Below are 16,105 nucleotides of genomic sequence, written 5' to 3'. Positions count from 1 at the left end.
GTAACTGACTGTGAAGCGCGGAGCCGAGCTCAGCTGGCTCCGGCCTGCTCCAGCACCCCTTTACTGCTGGGGATGGCGCCGGCCCGGCGTGGATCCACCTCCGTGGCCATGCGCAAGGCTCGGGCAAAGGCCTTGAAGCAGGCTTCAACGATGTGGTGGGAGTTGGCCCCATCCAGCTGACGGATATGGAGGGTTAGCCCGCTGTTGTTAACCACCGCCACGAAGAACTCCTTCACCAGCTCGGTGTCGTACGTGCCGATCTTCTGGCTGGTGATCGCCAGGCTGTAGCTCAGGTGGGGGCGACCGGAGCAGTCCAAGGCCACCTGCACCAGGGCCTCATCCAACGGGGCCACGAAGTGACCGAAGCGATGGATGCCGCGCCGGTCCCCCAGGGCCTGGGCCAGGGCCTGCCCCACGGCAATCCCCACGTCCTCGTTGGTGTGGTGATCATCGATGTGGGTGTCTCCCACCGCATTGATCTCCAAGTCGATCAAGCCGTGGCTGCTGATCTGATGAAGCATGTGGTCGAGAAACGGAACACCGGTACTGGCCTGACACTGGCCGGAGCCGTCTAGATCCAGACGCACCTTCACATCGGTTTCACCTGTGACCCGATGGATCGTTCCCTGACGTGCCATCACCCGAGCTTCAGTGACCTCATCGTGCCTCACATTCCGGTGACGCAATAGCCCGCATCCACGTAGATGGTCTGACCGGAGATGCCGCTGGCCAGATCGCTGAGCAGGAAGGCAGCGGTACCGCCCACTTCCATCTGGGTGACGGTGCGGCGCAGGGGAGCCTTCTCCTCCACGTTGTGGATCATGTCGAGAATGCCCCCGATGGCGGAGCTGGCCAGGGTGCGGATCGGGCCGGCGCTAATGGCGTTGACGCGCACCTGCTTTTCGGGGCCCAGCTCTGCCGCCAAATAGCGAACGGACGCCTCCAAAGCAGCCTTGGCGACGCCCATCACGTTGTAGTTGGGGATCGCCCGCTCAGCACCGAGGTACGAGAGCGTGATCACACCGGCCTTCTCGCTGAACAGCGGCTTGGCATGGGCGCAGAGGGGGGCCAGGGAATAAGCGCTGATGTCGAGGGAACGGGCAAAACCTTCAGCGGTGGTGGCGCTGTAGTCACCGATCAGCTCTTCCTTGCCGGCAAAGGCCAGGCAGTGCACCAGACCGTCGAGAACGCCCCACTTCTCCTTGATCTCGCCGAAGACCTCAGCCATCTGGTCGGCATCCTGCACATTTAAAGGCAGGAACAGGCTGGGCTCCAGGGGAGCGGTGAGTTCGCGCACCTTGGCCTCAAAGCGGCCCTTGTCGTCAGGCAGGTAAGTGATGCCGAGTTCAGCACCGGCCGCCTTCAGCTGCTGAGCGATGCCCCAGGCGATCGAACGGTTGTTGGCGATGCCGGTGACGAGAATCTTCTTGCCGGTGAGATCAAGCAGCATCGGGACAGACCGGAACAGGTTGAATTCGCGCGATTCTCCCCCATCCCCCGCCAAGATCACCGCTCCTTCGTTGACAAAGGCCGGTGCCCAGCGCTGCATCACCCCCGATCAACGGCGACCTGCCGCGGCAATTCGCGTCCCGCGATGCCCTCAACACCCTGTTGGCGCAAGAGTTCCCAGGGGCGGAAGGGGAGCTCAGCCCGATCCGCGGTGGGCGTGAAGCAGCCAAAGACAAACTGCGGCGCATTGACGTAAGGCACTACGCCAAAAGTCGCAATCACCTCAAGGGCGCGGTCACTGGGCTATCGCCCTACATCCGCCACGGCGTGCTGACCCTCGCGGAGGTGCGCGATTCGGTCTTTGCACGAATCCGCAACCGCGATGAGGGAGGAAAGCTGATCAACGAACTCGGGTGGCGGGACTTCTGGCAACGGATGTGGCTTGACCTAGGTGACGCCATCAACAACGACCAAGAACCTTTCAAAACGGGGCATGACGCCGGGGCTTATGCCCGGGAGCTGCCGGCCGATGTGCGCGCAGGGAGCACGGGGCTGGCCTGCATGGATGGCTTCCGCGATCAACTGGTAACGACCGGCTGGCTTCACAACCACGCCCGCATGTGGATGGCCGCCTGGCTCGTGCACTGGCGACGGGTGCACTGGAAGGCCGGAGCCGACTGGTTTCTTGAGCATCTGCTGGATGGCGATCCGGCCAGCAACCATCTGAGCTGGCAGTGGGTGGCCAGCACCTTCAGCCACAAGCCCTACTTCTTCAACCGCGGCAACCTGGAGCGCTACAGCGACGGGCTTTACTGCGACAGCTGCCCCAGCGTGAACAGCTGCCCATTCGAAGGCAGCTACGACCAACTGGAGAACCAGCTGTTCGCCCCAATGCCAGCGATTCGGGACAGGGGCAACAACCGCAACCAGCAGCGCAACCGCAAACGCCGGAGCAGCGGAGGCGCCAGTGCCACCCTGGCCCGTCCCAAGCGATAAGCAGGAGATTCCTCGATGAAATTTCAACGTCCCATCCTCTGGATTCACGACGAGGCCCTTGGCGCCAACAACCCAGCGCTGCAGGCCTGGCCAGAGGCACCAGCGGTGTTCGTGTTCGACACCCGCTGGATCCAAGAGGCTCGAATCAGCCGCAAACGGCTTGGCTTCCTCTACGAAAACGTCCTCGACCTTCCCCTCACCCTGCGCAAGGGGGATGTGGCCGCTGAAGTTCTGGCCTTTGCCCGTCGCCATCAGGCCGATGGTGTGGTGAGCAGCAGCGCGGTGGATCCACGCCTGGAACGAATCGGCGAGGCCATCGACGCAGAACTGCCGCTTGAGCTGATGGATCCCGAACCCTTCGTGGCGCTGCCGCGGCCACCTCGGCTGGGGCGGTTCAGCCGCTATTGGCGCGACGCCGAAACGGTGGTGTGGGAGGGCTACTCACCAGCCCGTTGATCCCTCAGCAGCTGCCGGGCCCGCTTCAATTCCTCCACGGGATTGGTGAGCAGGTCTTCCTCCTCGAGCGAGGGCAGCTGCACGGGAACCACCTGATTGTCGTTCCGGGGCGGCTCGATCCACTGCCAGCGGTCTTCCGGAGCGCGCGCCTGGCACAGAGCTTTCAGCTCGCTCTTCAACAGGCCACGCACATCGCGCCGGGCCACGGCGTCAAAAAACTCCTCACGGGTCGCCAGCCCAGAACTGAACGGTGTGGATCCATTGCCGTTGAACAGGCGGGCTGGATCCGGCAGCCATCGGGGACGACACACCCCCGGGAAGCTGGTGTCTGTCTCCAGGTAAATGTGGAGCCCGTAGCCATCGGGCTGATTGACCACAGCCACCCCGTCATGGGGGGAATGGCGCTCTAAAGAGAACAAGCGCCAGCTGGGCGGTTCCTTTGGAGTAGAGCAGGCCGCCAGCAGCAGGACTACTCCCCAAAGCAGTCGCAGGCTCGGCATCCATCACCACCGGAGGTGGCCATCCTGAAGCAGATTCGCCGCATCTGCCTGCGCCTTATGGCCCTGACACCATCCACGATGCTGGCGCTGGGCACAGGCCTGCCTGATTTTGATCTTCCCCTGGTCACCGGCGATCGGCTGATCAGCAGTTCTCTCGACCAACGGCCTGTACTGCTGATGGTGCTTTGTGCCCATTGCCCATTTGTGAAACATGTGGAGCCCGAGATCACTCGGCTGGACCACGACTTCAGCAATGCGGTGCAACGGGTGGGCGTCAGCAGCAACAGCCTGATCACCCACCCCCAGGATGGGCCAGAACAACTGGCGGAACAGGCCAGGCACCACAGCTGGAGCTTCCCTTACCTGCTGGATGAGCAGCAAACCCTGGCCCGAGCTCTCAGGGCCGCCTGCACGCCGGAGTTCTACCTGTTTTCACCGGATAGCGAAGGCCTGCAGGGCCTGCGCTATCGCGGCCAATTGGACGGCAGCCGACCCGGCAACGACCAACCCCTCGATGGTCGTGACCTTCGGGCCGCCCTCGAGGCCGTGCTGACGGGATCTTTGGTGAATCCAGACCAGACCGCCGCGGTGGGCTGCAATGTGAAGTGGAACCCCGGACACGAGCCTGAGTGGTTCGACTGAGCCACTTAAGCTTTGCTTCATGAACGTACCTCCCTTCAGCCTCAGCCAGCAGATCGACGATCTCGGTGTGGATCTCGAAGAGGCGGTGCTCGAGGTGTTGCGCAGCGGTCAGTACATCGGTGGACCGCAAACCAAACGCTTCGAGGAAGCCTTTGCCGCCAGCGTTGGCTGCGAGCACGCCGTGGGCTGCAACAGCGGCACCGACGCTCTGATCCTGGCCCTGCGCGGCCTGGGCATTGGCGCCGGCGATGAGGTGATCACCTGCTCGTTCAGTTTTTTCGCCACGGCTGAGGCCATCAGCGCCGTCGGCGCCACGCCTGTGTTCGTGGATGTCGACCCCGGCACCTACCTGATCGATTTCGATCAGATCGAAGCCGCGATCACTCCCGCCACCAGGGCCCTGATGCCGGTGCACCTGTTCGGGCGTGCGGTGAACATGACGCGGCTGATGGCCATTGCCGAACGCCATCAGCTCAAGGTGATCGAAGACTGCGCCCAGGCAACGGGAGCCCGTTGGAATAGCCAGGCCGTGGGCAGCTTCGGCGATGTGGGCTGCTTCAGCTTCTTCCCCACCAAGAACCTCGGCGCGGCGGGAGATGGCGGTGCCGTCACCACCAGCGATGCCCAACTGGCCCAGGCCATGCGTGAGCTGGCCGTGCACGGCATGCCCGAGCGCTACCTGCACACCAGCCTTGGCTACAACAGCCGACTGGATGCGATCCAGGCGGCGGTACTGAACGTGAAGCTGCCAAGGCTGGAGGCGTGGATCGGCAAACGAACAGCCATCGCCAAGCGTTACCTAGATGCCCTTTGCGATCTCAACGGCCTCACCCTGCCGACAGCCGACGACGGCCACAGCTGGAACCAATTCGTAGTGCGCATCGGCAGTTGCCCCACCGGCCAGCAGCTCTGCAACGTCAGCTGCAACCCCTCCAACACCAGTGCACGCCACGGCATCCCCGAGAGCTGCTGCCGCGACTGGGTCAAGCAGAACCTGCAGGAGCGTGGGGTGAGCACGATCATCTATTACCCCATTCCAATCCACCGGCAGCCGGCCTACGCCCATCTGGGCTTGCAACAGGGCTCCTTACCGGTGACGGAACAGCTCTGCAGCCAGGTGCTGAGCCTGCCGATCTTCCCTGAGTTAAGTGGCCAGCAGCAAGAGGCTGTGATCGACACGGTGCGCCAGCTGCTGGCGCCCAATGTGCCGACCCAGTTCCGACCTGCCGACGAAGGCGATCAGGACCGGAGGGTGGCGTAGAGCGCTTTAAACCGAGCCTGCTGCTTCTTGTGATCCACCAGAGGTTCGGGATAGTCGCGCCGTTCCAGGGCTCCGATCTCACCGCTTAGCAGATCCTTTGTGTTCACATGGCGGAGCTCCGGAACCCACTGGCGGATGTAGTCGCCGGCTGAATCGAATTTGGAGGCCTGAGTAGCAGGGTTAAAGATGCGCAGGGGCTTGGGATCCATGCCACTGCTGGCGCTCCACTGCCAACCACCGTTGTTGGCGGCCAGGTCACCGTCCACCTCAAGTTCCATGAAGGCGCGCTCGCCCCAGCGCCAGTCGCAGATCAGGTCTTTGACCAGATAGGAGGCCACAATCATGCGGCAGCGGTTGTGCATCCAGCCGGTCTGGTTGAGCTGGCGCATGGCGGCATCGATGATCGGCATGCCGGTCTGCCCCTCCTTCCAGAAGTCGAACCAATCCTCGTTGTTCTCCCAGGGGAAGCGGTGCCACTTCTCGCGGTAGGGGCCATCGGCCAGTTCCGGGAAATGAAACAGAGCCTGCTGGTAAAACTCTCGCCAGCCCAGCTCCTGCTCCCACACTGCAATGGCCTGCAAGTGCTCCTCGCTGCGGGCTTGCTCACGGGAGTCCTGGGCGGCACACCAGGCCTGGCGCGGGCTGAGCGTGCCGACGCTCAGGGCAGCGCTGAGGTAAGAGGTGCCTGCGGTACCGGGGAAATTGCGGTCAGGCTCATAGGCGAGCAGCGGCCCATCACAGAAGCTGTTGAGTTGGGCCAGCGCCGCCGCTTCTCCAGGGCGACAGGGACAGATCTCGGCGCCCTTGAAACCATGGCTCTCCCGCAGAGCCTCCAAGGACTCAAGGGCCGGCAGCTGAGCAGGATCAAGATCCACCAGCCCGGTGGGGGCCGCAACGGTGCTGGGTTGCTTAGCTAGCACCTGGCCGCGCCAGTTGCGCAGGAACGGGCCATAGACGCGGTATGGGTCACCACCTCCGGTCTTGAGCAGCTCCGGAGCGATCAGCAGCTGATCCCAATCCACCACCACCTTGCGGCCATCGGCCTGCAGTTTTTTGGCCACCTGGCGGTCCCGCTCACGGGCATAGGGCTCCACATCGCGGCTCCACACCACAGCTTCGGCACCGATCTGCTGCGCCAGCTGCGGCAATACCGCCACCGGGTCACCTTTGACGACCAGCAATCGGCTACCGGCCTCCCGCCAGCGCTGCTGCAGTTCCACCAGGCTCTCGATCAGAAACCAAAGCCGGGCCGGCGCCATCGGCGGCAGATGCTCCGTCGGGTTGATCAGCTGCGGGTCGAGCACGTACACCCCCGTCACCGCCGGACTGATGTCCGTAGCAGCCACCAAACCAAGGTTGTCCGCCAGGCGCAGGTCGCGGCGGTGCCAAAACAGAACGCGAGAGCTAGTCATCAGAGGCCGAGAAGCTGCTTGGCACGGAACCAAGCGGTCACGCTTTTTCCATCGAGCCATTCATCGCCCGATGCCAACGCTGCATCCAGCTGAGCTGGGCTCATCAGCACCACCTCCAGATCTTCGTCGTCATCGCCGGCTGGCGGGTTCTCCAAGGGCGTGAGCTTCCGGGCCAGGAAGCAGTGGATCACCTCATCGGAATAGCCTGGGCAGGGGAGCATCGGCCCGAGCACATCCCACTGCGCAGCGCTGTAGCCGGCTTCTTCCCCCAGCTCCCGCTGCATCGATTCCAATGGATTTTCGCCATCTTCAAGAGTGCCGGCAGGAAATTCGAGCAGGCGGGCCTGCACCGCAAAGCGGTACTGCCGCAGCAGCACAACCTGACCGTCGTCGGTGATCGGCACCGCCAGAGAGGCGCCTGGGTGACGGATCATCCCGAAGGTGGCCTCGACACCCATCGGCAACTTGATCCGGTTGCGCTCGAAACGAAGCTTGCTAGCGTCGACCACCTCGACGGTGTCCAGCAGTTCGAACGGTTCCGGTGACGGCAGGGGCGCCATGGGTCACGAGCATTGCTGTGGCCCAGCATGGCGGGTGAGCCCAGCCCCCCGTGCCGCCTGCCTTGAACCGATCAGGTCCACCACCGCTGGCCCGCCTGCAGCAGATCCAGCTGCTCAAAGCCCTGGCCCGGGAAGCGGGATGGCGACACCTGGCCTGGCTGAGCGGGCTGAGCAGCCTCAGCAGCCTGCTCGACATCGCCGGCCTGGGTCTCGCGGTGACGCTGCTGCTGGGCAGCGGCTCACCGGGGCTGATTCAGGGCCTGCCCGTGGCCGGGAGTCTGGGGATCCTTGTGGGCCTGATCCTGCTGCGCGGTCTGATCCAGGCCCAGGTGGCCATTCAGCGGGAGCGGTTGCGCTCGGGCTTCACCGATCGGCTGCGGCAGCAGCTGCTACACCAGGTGTTCGAGGCCTCCTCGGCTCAGCTGGAGCGGCTGGGGCGCGGCGAACTGCTCGCCCTGCTGATGGCCGACATCAACCGCACGGCACTGAGCTTGGACCAGGCGGTGCGGATGGGGCAGTCGCTGCTGGCCATGGGCATCTACCTCGCCAGCGTGGTGCTGGTCGGCCGGGCCACGGCCTGGCCGCTGTTGCTCGCCTTGCTGGCCACCACGGCAGCGGCCCTGCTGCAGCGCTCCGGCAGCTGGGGCCTGGGCCGTATCCAAAGTCGACTCAATGCAGCCCTGCAGCGCACCGTCGGGGACGGGCTGCATGGCCTTAAGGCCCTGCGCGCCGCAACGGCGGAGGGCTGGCTGCTGCAGCGCTTCGCCAAGGAAACGGCGGAGGGGCGTTGGTTGCTGCGGGAACGGGTGCGCCGCCGGGCCAGCTACAACGCCTGGCGCGACACCCTGGTGGTGGCCGTCGCCGGTCTGTGGATGCTGCGTCAAGGGGAGGCCCTCACCGCCGAAACGCTCACCACCACCCTGGTGTTGGCTTACCGCGCCAGTGCTTCTCTGAGCACGGTGGTACAGGCCCGCCGCCTCTGCCTGGGCAACCTGCCGGGCTATGAGGCGCTGCGCCAGCGGCGCGGCCAGCTGGTCCCCCGCCAAGGAGAAACCAGCGACCGCACGATTGCTGATGCCAGCCTGATCAGGCTTTCCTCGGCGCGCTGGATGCAGCTGCACTGGAGCAGCAGCGCTAACACCTCCACCGGCCTGAGGTCGCTTGACCTGAACGCCAACGGATTGGTGGCGATCACCGGCCCCTCCGGCAGCGGCAAAACCACCCTGATCGATCGCGTCTGTGGACTGCTCAACGAGGAAGACAGTCACTGGCAGCTGAACTGCGCCGACGACACCTGGCGACTGAGCGGGCTGGCCGGGTCGCGACAGATGCATCAGCTGATCGCCTATGCCCCCCAGAACGCGGTGCTGTTTGAAGCGAGCCTGCGCGACAACCTGCTGCTGGGGTCGAATCTCCATCAAGACGACATCGAGACCTGGCTGCAACGGCTGGGGCTGGCCCACCTGGTTCAGCGCCAGGGCGGGCTGGATGCACCGCTCGCACTAGCGCAGGATCCCTTCTCCGGCGGAGAGATTCATCGGCTGGGGCTGCTGCGGGCCTGGCTGCGCGACAAGCCACTCGAAGTGCTCGATGAACCGACGGCTTTCCTGGATGCCAAGGCCGCTGAGCAGGTTCGTTCGGTGATTCTCGAACGCGCCCAGCAACGGCTGATGCTGATCAGCAGTCACGACCCGGAGCTCCTGGCCCAGGCCGATCAGGTGATCACGGTGGAGCCGAGCCCTGCATCGCTTCAAGCAACGGCGCAAGCACAAACGTCCTGAGATGCAAGCGGGGGTGGGGCAGCACCAGCCGCGGGTGATCCAGCCGTAGCTCCCCCCAAAACAGCAGATCCAAATCGAGGCTGCGCGGCCCCCAGCGCTGTTCTCGCGATCGGTCGCGGCCGAACTGCTGTTCCAACCCCTGCAGCGCATCCAGCAGCTGCAAGGCGGCGGCCTCGCTCGGCAGGACCTTCAGCCCCTCCACCAGCACCACAGCATTGAGGTAATCAGGCTGATCCACCGGACCGACGGGCGTGGTCTCCACGAGCTGCGACCAGCAAAAGCGGAGCTGTTGAACGGACCAACGATTGAACAGCTCCTCCAACAAAGGCCTCACCGCTAACAACGTCTCGCGCGGCGATCCCGCCGCACTGGGCTGGTTCGCCCCCAGCGCCACCGCAACAAAAGGGTCATCGATGGGGGGCATCAGCGAGACTGGCGCGCACGAACGGGCTGAACGCGTCCATGGTGGCAACCGGAGTAGCGGTGAAGGACGATCAGGCCACCCGTGCCTTTCCGCTGGCAGCGATCACGGGGCATGGGACGTTGAAGTTGGCCCTTCTGCTGGCAGCCGTGGACCCTGGGTTGGGCGGGGTGGTGATCGCGGGGGGACGCGGCACCGGCAAATCAGTTTTGGCTCGGGGCCTGCATGCCCTGCTGCCCCCCATCGACATCCTCGATGCCGATGGGGGTGTGGGGCGCAACCTCGATCCCCAAAACCCGGATGAATGGGACGACGCCACCCGTGAGCGGATCACAGGCGAAGCACCCTCCACGGTCATTCCTGCCCCCTTCGTACAGATCCCCCTTGGCATCACCGAAGACCGGTTGGTGGGCGCTGTGGATGTCGCAGCCTCCCTGTCCAGTGGCAGTGCGGTGTTCCAGCCCGGGCTGCTGGCCGATGCCCACCGCGGCGTGCTCTACGTCGACGAGCTCAATCTTCTTGACGACGGCATCGTCAACTTGATGCTGGCGGCCGTCGGCAGCGGCGAAAACCGTGTGGAGCGGGAAGGTCTCAGCCTCAGCCACCCCTGCCGGCCCCTGCTGATCGCCACCTACAACCCAGAGGAGGGGAACGTCCGCGATCACCTGCTGGATCGCTTCGCGATTGCGCTCTCCGCCAACCAGCTGGTGAGCACCGAGCAGCGGGTGGAGATCACCAACGCAGTGATCAGCCATGGCCAGTGCAGCCGCAGCTTTGCCGAAAAGTGGAGCGAAGAAACCGATGCCCTGGCCACCCAGCTGCTGCTAGCCCGCCAGTGGCTGCCGGATGTGCAGATCAGCGGCGAACAAATCGAGTACCTCGTCACCGAAGCCATCCGAGGTGGCGTCGAAGGCCATCGTTCCGAGCTCTACGCCGTGCGAGTGGCCAAGGCCCATGCCGCCCTCAGCGGCCGCGATCAGGTGGAAGCTGATGACCTTCAAGTGGCCGTGGCCTTGGTGATCGCACCGCGGGCATCGCAGATGCCACCACCGGACCAACAGATGGAGCCGCCGCCGCCGCAGGACCAGGAGCCGCCGCCGCCGCCCCAGGACCAAGGCGACCAGCAACAGGAGAATCCGCCGCCGCCACCGGAAGGATCCGACGAGGAGGAGAACGAGCCTCCAGAAGACAACAGCGACGACGACAACACCGACGACGATGAGGGCGACGGTGAGGAAGATCAGGCGCCACCAGCGGTGCCCGAGGAGTTCATGCTCGATCCCGAAGCGATCGAGGTGGACACTGATCTGCTGCTGTTCAATGCTGCCAAAGCGAAAAGCGGCAACAGCGGCAGCCGTTCTGTGGTGCTGAGTGACAGCCGCGGGCGCTATGTGAAACCGATGCTGCCCCGCGGACCGGTGCGCCGCATCGCCGTCGACGCCACCCTGAGAGCAGCGGCGCCATACCAAAAAATTCGCCGCGAAAGGGAGCCGGGCCGCTCGGTGATTGTGGAGGAGGGCGATCTGCGGGCCAAGCTGCTGCAACGTAAGGCCGGTGCCCTGGTGGTGTTCCTTGTGGATGCCAGCGGCTCGATGGCCCTGAACCGGATGCAAAGCGCCAAGGGCGCCGTGATCCGTCTGCTCACCGAGGCCTACGAAAACCGCGACGAAGTGGCCCTGATCCCCTTCCGTGGGGATCAAGCCGAAGTGCTGCTCCCTCCCACCCGCTCGATTACGGCGGCCCGCCGCCGCCTGGAATCGATGCCCTGCGGCGGCGGTTCACCCCTGGCCCATGGCCTCACGCAAGCGGCCCGCGTTGGTGCCAATGCGCTGGCCACAGGAGATCTCGGCCAGGTTGTGGTGGTGGCCATCACCGACGGACGTGGCAACGTGCCCTTGAGCACCTCTCTCGGCCAACCCGAACTGGAAGGGGAAGAGAAGCCCGACCTCAAGCAAGAGGTGCTGGACGTCGCCGCCCGCTACCGCATGCTCGGGATCAAGCTGCTGGTGATCGACACCGAGCGCAAGTTCATCGGCAGCGGCATGGGCAAGGACCTCGCGGAAGCCGCCGGTGGCAAATATGTGCAGCTGCCCAAGGCCAGCGATCAAGCGATTGCAGCGGTTGCGATGGACGCCATCAGCACCATCTAATCAGCAGGATATCGGGTCGAAATCACACCAATATCGAAGCAATATCATGCCTATTGAGCGGTTTGCACTGGATAGATTTCGCCGAACAATTCACCCAAGCCGATGGTGAGATTGCGCACGCCCTTCATGAACTCAGGATCACCTGTGAGCTGGGCCACATCACTTCCTACAGCATCGATCTTGGCGGTGAGCTCCGCGGCATTGGCGACCGTCTGCTGAAGCTCACGCAGCGTTTGGGGATTGTCGAGTGAAGCCACGATGTTGTTCAGGTGAGCCGTGGCCAACTCCAGATTGCGGATCACGGGAGCAGCCTTGACCAGCTCATCCTGGAGCCGCACCGTCAGCAGCTCAAACGACTTCGTGGTGGCCTCAATCTGTTCAAGGGAGGCCGCCACATTGGGGATCACCCGCTCGTCCTGAACCAGTGCCAGCAGTTCCTGCATGGTTGCAGTCACAGTGAAAAGGCTGGGGACCTCTTGCCCCACAACAGTTCCACCGCTACAAAGTTGTCGCGTTGGCTGACAGCCAGGCGATTGAGGGAGGGGTGCATCCGGTGGAAGCGGGGTTCCGCTGCTGACCAATGCCACCCGGGCGCTCCCCCCCAACAAGGAAGCCGAGCCCACCGTCGCGGTGACGGGCAGCGGCAGACGCAGATCAGCTTTGTTGATTTCGAGCTCGGCCACCACCGACTCAGATGTGACCAAAATCGAGCGCACTGAACCCACCAGGATGCCCCGATAGGTGACAGGAGAACGCTCCGCCAGACCCGCTGCATCGTTGAAACGGGCAGTCAGAGTCCAATGGCTTAATCCCAAATGAACACCTCGAAGCCATAGGGCGGCAGAGGAGCATCCGATGATGCCGCCGATCACCGTGAATCCGACGATGGCATCACGAACGCTGCGTCGCATGGTGATCAGTGCTCCGCAGGCTGCATCGGTCCGCGCAGGCTACCCGTCCTGAACTGGACGACATAGGGGTTGTCTGTTCTGCGAAACGCATCAACCGACCCTTCCCACTGAAACTGTCCGTCGTAAAGCATCACCACCCGTTCCGCTGAGCGTTCGATCGTGCTGCGCACGTGGCTCACCACCACCGAACAGCCCTGGGCCACGGTGGTGGTTTTGACAATCAAATCTTCGATCCGCGTGCAAGCCACGGGATCAAGCCCTGCAGTGGGCTCGTCGTACAACAAAAGAGGCATGGACTGATCCCCCCTCTGAGGATCATCAATCAGGGCACGGGCAAAGCTCACCCGCTTCTGCATGCCGCCACTCAACTCCCCCGCGTAGAGGTGGGCCACGTCATAGAGGCCGACCTCCTCCAGGCAGGCATGCACACGGTCACGAATCTCTTGCCGCGACAGGTGCGTACGTTCGCGCAAGAGAAACCCGACGTTCTCTTCCACGGTGAGCGATGCCAGGAGCGCGGGGTTCTGGAACACCAGCCGCACGTCCGGCGGATCGGTCTGGTCCAACCGCAGGTAGGTCTGGGGTTTGTTGAACAAGCGAAGCTCACCACTGGTGGGCAACTGCAAACCTGCCAGAAGCCGCAGCACCGTGGACTTCCCAGCCCCCGATGGGCCGACCACGGCCAACCGTTCACCGGGATGCACCGTCAAGCAGACCCGATCAAGTACAGGCTGGGGACCCCACTGCATCGTGAGGTCCCGCATCTCCACAACAGGTTGAGACTGCGGCACGATCTGGGCCGAAAGGCAAAGTCATCCTGCCGCCTTTCCACAAGCTCCGTACAGTTCGGTGGACTTACGGACCAAGCCGTTCCTTGGCGCTGAAGCCCCCAACAAGCAGACGCCAAGTCCGGATGATGCGGGATCGTCGGCGACGGGATCTCATGACCCGCTCCCAACGAGCCATGCGCTGGCTGCAGCCTGGCCTAGTGGTCAAGCGCTGGCTGCTCACCTCCGGCCTGGGCCTTTTGACAGCGCTGCTGGGGGCCGCCGTCTGGGCCGATCTGAAGCCGATCTACTGGATCCTTGAAACCCTCAGCTGGCTGCTGAGCACCATCACCACCGTGTTGCCGCGAGAGATCACCGGCCCGCTGGTGCTGCTGATCGGTAGCGGCCTTTTGCTTTGGGGGCAGAGCCGCAGCTTCGGCTCGATTCAACAGGCTCTCGCCCCCGACAAGGACACCGTACTGGTGGATGCACTGCGAGCAAAAAGCCGCTTGAACCGTGGGCCCAACATCGTGGCCATCGGCGGCGGAACAGGCCTATCGACCCTGCTGAGCGGCCTCAAGCGATACAGCAGTCACATCACCGCCATCGTCACCGTCGCTGATGACGGCGGCAGCAGCGGAGTGCTCCGGCGTGAACTGGGAGTGCTGCCCCCGGGTGACATCCGCAACTGCCTGGCCGCCCTGTCAACCGAAGAGCCATTGCTCACCCGCCTGTTCCAATACCGCTTTGCGGCCGGGAGCGGCCTGGAGGGGCACAGCTTCGGCAATTTGTTTCTATCTGCTCTCTCAGCGATTACCGGCAATTTGGAAACCGCGATTACCGCATCCAGCCGTGTGTTGGCGGTGCAAGGTCAGGTGGTACCGGCCACCAACGTGGATGTGCAGCTCTGGGCCGAACTTGAAAACGGCCAACGGATTGAAGGTGAAAGCAACATAGGCCACGCCCCTAGCCCCATCGTGCGTCTGGGCTGCAGTCCTGAACGTCCACCTGCATTGCCGCGGGCGCTTGAAGCGATCGCCAATGCCGACCTGATCGTGCTCGGGCCGGGCAGCCTTTACACGTCGCTGCTCCCCAATCTTCTGGTGCCAGAGCTAGTAAGCGCCATCAAACGCAGCAAGGCTCCCAGGCTCTACATCTGCAACCTGATGACGCAACCCGGCGAGACCGACTGCCTGGATGTCCGTGGCCACATCCGCGCAATCGAAGCCCAGCTTGCCAGCCTGGGCATTGAGCCCAGACTGTTCAATGCCGTCCTGGCCCAGGACGACCTACCCGATTCTGACCTGGTGCGGTACTACCAAAGCCGCGGGGCTGATCCCGTGCGTTGCGATGCGGAAGGGCTCCGCGCGGACGGCTACGACGTCACTCAAGCACCACTGCAGGGGGTGCGGCCAACAGCAACGCTGCGCCACGATTCCCGCAGCCTTGCCCTTGCAGTGATGCGCTTCTACCGAACCCATCGCCGCGAACGCGATCAATAGGCGTCCTGCATCTCATAGAAATCGGGCTGAATGTAGTCCTTGCGCAACGGCCATCCCTTCCAGTCCTCAGGCATCAACAACCGTTTGGGATGCGGGTGCCCCTCGAATTGGATGCCGTACATGTCGAAGGTTTCACGCTCCTGCCAATCGGCGCCACGGAACAGGCCATATATCGACGGCAGCGAGGGGGTGCCTTCACGATCGAGGAAGACCTTGATTCTCACTTCCCGCAGCTTGGCTGAGGAATTGGCCGCCATGGCCTCAACCTGTTCCGCCATCGCCAACAGGTGATAAAAGCAAACCAGCTGCTCACCGGGGCCTTCGTCGTAGCCCCCTTGGCACTGGAGATAATCGAAACCGTTGCTCTTGAGAGCCGCAGCGATCATCGGAAGAACTGCAGCGTCAACGCCGATCTGCTCAACGCCGAGATGATCAGGCTCGAGGCTGTTGTGATCAAAGCCTTGGTTGTTCAGCCATTGGCTCACCGGACCAGGCTCGGAAGCAACAACAGCACCCGCTTCATCCGAGGCGGCTGTCTTCTTGGGAGGGGTTTCGCTCATGGCTCGACAGGTTCAGCAGCAGGGGTGAGCACGGCGGCATCGGTGGCCAAAGTCTGACCGGCCGGCGCTGCAGCCAGGGCAGCTTTCTGAGATTCAGCCCGAAGATAAGAACCTGTCACCACAGGCTCCACACGCTTCATCTGATGGGACACCGTCATGTACCGATGGGTCTGCTGATGCTTGCGCCGCTCCGCCAGCGACTCATCCCCAACTTTCTTACGCAGCTTGATCACTGCATCAAAGATCGCTTCGGGGCGGGGCGGACAGCCCGGCAGGTAGAGATCCACCGGAATCAGCTTGTCGACGCCGCGCACTGCGGTAGTGGAATCAGCGCTGAACATGCCGCCAGTAATAGTGCAGGCACCCATGGCAATCACGTACTTGGGCTCTGGCATCTGCTCATAGAGCCGCACCAGGGCAGGGGCCATTTTCATGGTCACCGTGCCGGCCACGATCAACAGATCGGCCTGACGCGGGGAACTGCGCGGCACCAAACCGAAGCGGTCGAAATCGAAGCGAGAGCCCAAAAGCGCGGCAAATTCAATGAAACAGCAGGCCGTTCCATAGAGCAGAGGCCAGAGACTGCTCAAACGGGCCCAGTTGTGCAGGTCATCCAGGCTGGTGAGGATGACGTTCTCGCTGAGGTCGTTGGTGACCGTTGGGGCCCCAATCGGACCGCAGCTGGCTTCGCGCAGATCGCGAACAGCGGAAATGGAGGGGGAAGTGTTTTCCGGCAT

General features: G+C 63.5%; 17 protein-coding genes. 7 read left to right on the top strand and 10 right to left on the bottom strand.

Annotation, left to right across the window (positions count from 1 at the left end; translation table 11 throughout):
- Positions 1-29 precede the first annotated feature (29 nt).
- Entirely contained in the window at positions 30-638 is a 609-nt protein-coding gene (gene hisB, locus Syncc8109_RS00960) for an imidazoleglycerol-phosphate dehydratase HisB (RefSeq protein ID WP_025362031.1), read from the bottom strand.
- Positions 639-667: 29 nt separating this feature from the next.
- On the bottom strand, positions 668-1,450 hold the full coding sequence (fabI, locus tag Syncc8109_RS00955) for an enoyl-ACP reductase FabI (RefSeq protein WP_025362030.1): 783 nt from the start codon (positions 1,448-1,450) through the stop codon (positions 668-670).
- A gap of 83 nt (positions 1,451-1,533) precedes the next feature.
- Here fabI and Syncc8109_RS00950 point away from each other — a divergent pair, with 83 nt between their 5' ends.
- On the top strand, positions 1,534-2,445 hold the full coding sequence (locus tag Syncc8109_RS00950; RefSeq protein ID WP_006851392.1) for an FAD-binding domain-containing protein: 912 nt from the start codon (positions 1,534-1,536) through the stop codon (positions 2,443-2,445).
- Positions 2,446-2,460: 15 nt separating this feature from the next.
- Positions 2,461-2,901: a hypothetical protein gene (locus Syncc8109_RS00945; RefSeq protein ID WP_006851885.1), complete on the top strand. Its 441-nt coding sequence runs from the start codon at positions 2,461-2,463 to the stop codon at positions 2,899-2,901.
- Here the strand turns inward: Syncc8109_RS00945 and Syncc8109_RS00940 are convergent.
- Complete coding sequence (locus Syncc8109_RS00940) at positions 2,883-3,401, bottom strand: hypothetical protein (protein ID WP_025362029.1); 519 nt, start codon at positions 3,399-3,401, stop codon at positions 2,883-2,885. The two genes, Syncc8109_RS00945 and Syncc8109_RS00940, sit on opposite strands and share 19 nt — an antisense overlap.
- Before the next feature lie 57 nt (positions 3,402-3,458).
- On the opposite strand from Syncc8109_RS00940, the gene Syncc8109_RS00935 reads away from it, so the two are divergent.
- Together Syncc8109_RS00935 and Syncc8109_RS00930 are read left to right on the top strand one after the other, a co-directional pair.
- Entirely contained in the window at positions 3,459-4,043 is a 585-nt protein-coding gene (locus tag Syncc8109_RS00935; RefSeq protein ID WP_045172853.1) for a thioredoxin family protein, read from the top strand.
- A gap of 19 nt (positions 4,044-4,062) precedes the next feature.
- Entirely contained in the window at positions 4,063-5,304 is a 1,242-nt protein-coding gene (locus Syncc8109_RS00930) for a DegT/DnrJ/EryC1/StrS aminotransferase family protein (protein ID WP_006849705.1), read from the top strand.
- On the opposite strand, the gene Syncc8109_RS00925 is transcribed toward Syncc8109_RS00930, so the two are convergent.
- Entirely contained in the window at positions 5,283-6,716 is a 1,434-nt protein-coding gene (locus tag Syncc8109_RS00925) for an FAD-binding domain-containing protein (RefSeq protein WP_006851735.1), read from the bottom strand. The genes Syncc8109_RS00930 and Syncc8109_RS00925 overlap by 22 nt on opposite strands.
- Entirely contained in the window at positions 6,716-7,276 is a 561-nt protein-coding gene (locus Syncc8109_RS00920) for an NUDIX hydrolase (protein ID WP_006850946.1), read from the bottom strand. Before Syncc8109_RS00920 ends, Syncc8109_RS00925 begins: the two co-directional genes overlap by 1 nt.
- Before the next feature lie 62 nt (positions 7,277-7,338).
- Between Syncc8109_RS00920 and Syncc8109_RS00915 the strand changes: the two genes are divergently transcribed.
- The gene (locus tag Syncc8109_RS00915; RefSeq protein ID WP_025362026.1) at positions 7,339-9,057 is read left to right on the top strand and encodes an ATP-binding cassette domain-containing protein; all 1,719 of its coding nucleotides are present in this window, start codon (positions 7,339-7,341) and stop codon (positions 9,055-9,057) included.
- On the opposite strand, the gene folK is transcribed toward Syncc8109_RS00915, so the two are convergent.
- A complete protein-coding gene (folK, locus tag Syncc8109_RS00910) occupies positions 8,999-9,481 on the bottom strand; it encodes a 2-amino-4-hydroxy-6-hydroxymethyldihydropteridine diphosphokinase (protein WP_025362025.1) in 483 nt (160 codons plus the stop codon). The two genes, Syncc8109_RS00915 and folK, sit on opposite strands and share 59 nt — an antisense overlap.
- Positions 9,482-9,519: 38 nt before the next feature.
- Between folK and Syncc8109_RS00905 the strand changes: the two genes are divergently transcribed.
- The gene (locus Syncc8109_RS00905) at positions 9,520-11,628 is read left to right on the top strand and encodes a magnesium chelatase subunit D family protein (protein WP_025362024.1); all 2,109 of its coding nucleotides are present in this window, start codon (positions 9,520-9,522) and stop codon (positions 11,626-11,628) included.
- A 50-nt stretch (positions 11,629-11,678) separates the two neighbouring features.
- On the opposite strand, the gene Syncc8109_RS00900 is transcribed toward Syncc8109_RS00905, so the two are convergent.
- Both Syncc8109_RS00900 and Syncc8109_RS00895 read right to left on the bottom strand, forming a co-directional pair.
- Positions 11,679-12,539: an MlaD family protein gene (locus Syncc8109_RS00900; protein WP_006849988.1), complete on the bottom strand. Its 861-nt coding sequence runs from the start codon at positions 12,537-12,539 to the stop codon at positions 11,679-11,681.
- A gap of 5 nt (positions 12,540-12,544) precedes the next feature.
- Positions 12,545-13,303, bottom strand: a complete 759-nt coding sequence (locus tag Syncc8109_RS00895; RefSeq protein WP_025362023.1) for an ABC transporter ATP-binding protein — start codon at positions 13,301-13,303, stop codon at positions 12,545-12,547.
- Between the two features lie 149 nt (positions 13,304-13,452).
- Between Syncc8109_RS00895 and yvcK the strand changes: the two genes are divergently transcribed.
- Positions 13,453-14,808 carry a gluconeogenesis factor YvcK family protein gene (yvcK, locus tag Syncc8109_RS00890; protein WP_006851450.1) on the top strand — a complete coding sequence of 452 codons (1,356 nt, stop codon included), beginning with the start codon at positions 13,453-13,455 and terminating at the stop codon, positions 14,806-14,808.
- Here yvcK and Syncc8109_RS00885 read toward each other — a convergent pair.
- Both Syncc8109_RS00885 and Syncc8109_RS00880 read right to left on the bottom strand, forming a co-directional pair.
- Positions 14,802-15,368 (bottom strand): NAD(P)H-quinone oxidoreductase subunit J, encoded by a 567-nt coding sequence (locus Syncc8109_RS00885; protein WP_006851463.1) that lies wholly within the window; start codon positions 15,366-15,368, stop codon positions 14,802-14,804. The two genes, yvcK and Syncc8109_RS00885, sit on opposite strands and share 7 nt — an antisense overlap.
- Positions 15,365-16,105, bottom strand: coding sequence for an NADH dehydrogenase subunit K (locus Syncc8109_RS00880; RefSeq protein WP_006852008.1), 741 nt, complete (start codon positions 16,103-16,105; stop codon positions 15,365-15,367). The genes Syncc8109_RS00885 and Syncc8109_RS00880 overlap by 4 nt, the downstream gene beginning before the upstream one ends.

Source organism: Synechococcus sp. WH 8109 (genome assembly GCF_000161795.2).
Lineage (GTDB): Bacteria > Cyanobacteriota > Cyanobacteriia > PCC-6307 > Cyanobiaceae > Parasynechococcus.
Note: the sequence above shows the minus strand (reverse complement) of the source record. Positions and strands in the feature narration are given on the sequence as shown.

Coding starts and splice junctions, on each gene's coding strand:
- Syncc8109_RS00885 (WP_006851463.1), bottom strand. CDS start 15,368: ATGAGCGAAACCCCTCCCAAGAAGACAGCCGCCTCGGATGAAGCGGGT.
- Syncc8109_RS00925 (WP_006851735.1), bottom strand. CDS start 6,716: ATGACTAGCTCTCGCGTTCTGTTTTGGCACCGCCGCGACCTGCGCCTG.
- Syncc8109_RS00905 (WP_025362024.1), top strand. CDS start 9,520: ATGGTGGCAACCGGAGTAGCGGTGAAGGACGATCAGGCCACCCGTGCC.
- Syncc8109_RS00920 (WP_006850946.1), bottom strand. CDS start 7,276: ATGGCGCCCCTGCCGTCACCGGAACCGTTCGAACTGCTGGACACCGTC.
- Syncc8109_RS00935 (WP_045172853.1), top strand. CDS start 3,459: ATGGCCCTGACACCATCCACGATGCTGGCGCTGGGCACAGGCCTGCCT.
- fabI (WP_025362030.1), bottom strand. CDS start 1,450: ATGCTGCTTGATCTCACCGGCAAGAAGATTCTCGTCACCGGCATCGCC.
- Syncc8109_RS00900 (WP_006849988.1), bottom strand. CDS start 12,539: ATGCGACGCAGCGTTCGTGATGCCATCGTCGGATTCACGGTGATCGGC.
- Syncc8109_RS00945 (WP_006851885.1), top strand. CDS start 2,461: ATGAAATTTCAACGTCCCATCCTCTGGATTCACGACGAGGCCCTTGGC.
- Syncc8109_RS00940 (WP_025362029.1), bottom strand. CDS start 3,401: ATGCCGAGCCTGCGACTGCTTTGGGGAGTAGTCCTGCTGCTGGCGGCC.
- Syncc8109_RS00930 (WP_006849705.1), top strand. CDS start 4,063: ATGAACGTACCTCCCTTCAGCCTCAGCCAGCAGATCGACGATCTCGGT.
- folK (WP_025362025.1), bottom strand. CDS start 9,481: ATGCCCCCCATCGATGACCCTTTTGTTGCGGTGGCGCTGGGGGCGAAC.
- Syncc8109_RS00880 (WP_006852008.1), bottom strand. CDS start 16,105: ATGCCGGAAAACACTTCCCCCTCCATTTCCGCTGTTCGCGATCTGCGC.
- yvcK (WP_006851450.1), top strand. CDS start 13,453: ATGATGCGGGATCGTCGGCGACGGGATCTCATGACCCGCTCCCAACGA.
- Syncc8109_RS00895 (WP_025362023.1), bottom strand. CDS start 13,303: ATGCGGGACCTCACGATGCAGTGGGGTCCCCAGCCTGTACTTGATCGG.
- hisB (WP_025362031.1), bottom strand. CDS start 638: ATGGCACGTCAGGGAACGATCCATCGGGTCACAGGTGAAACCGATGTG.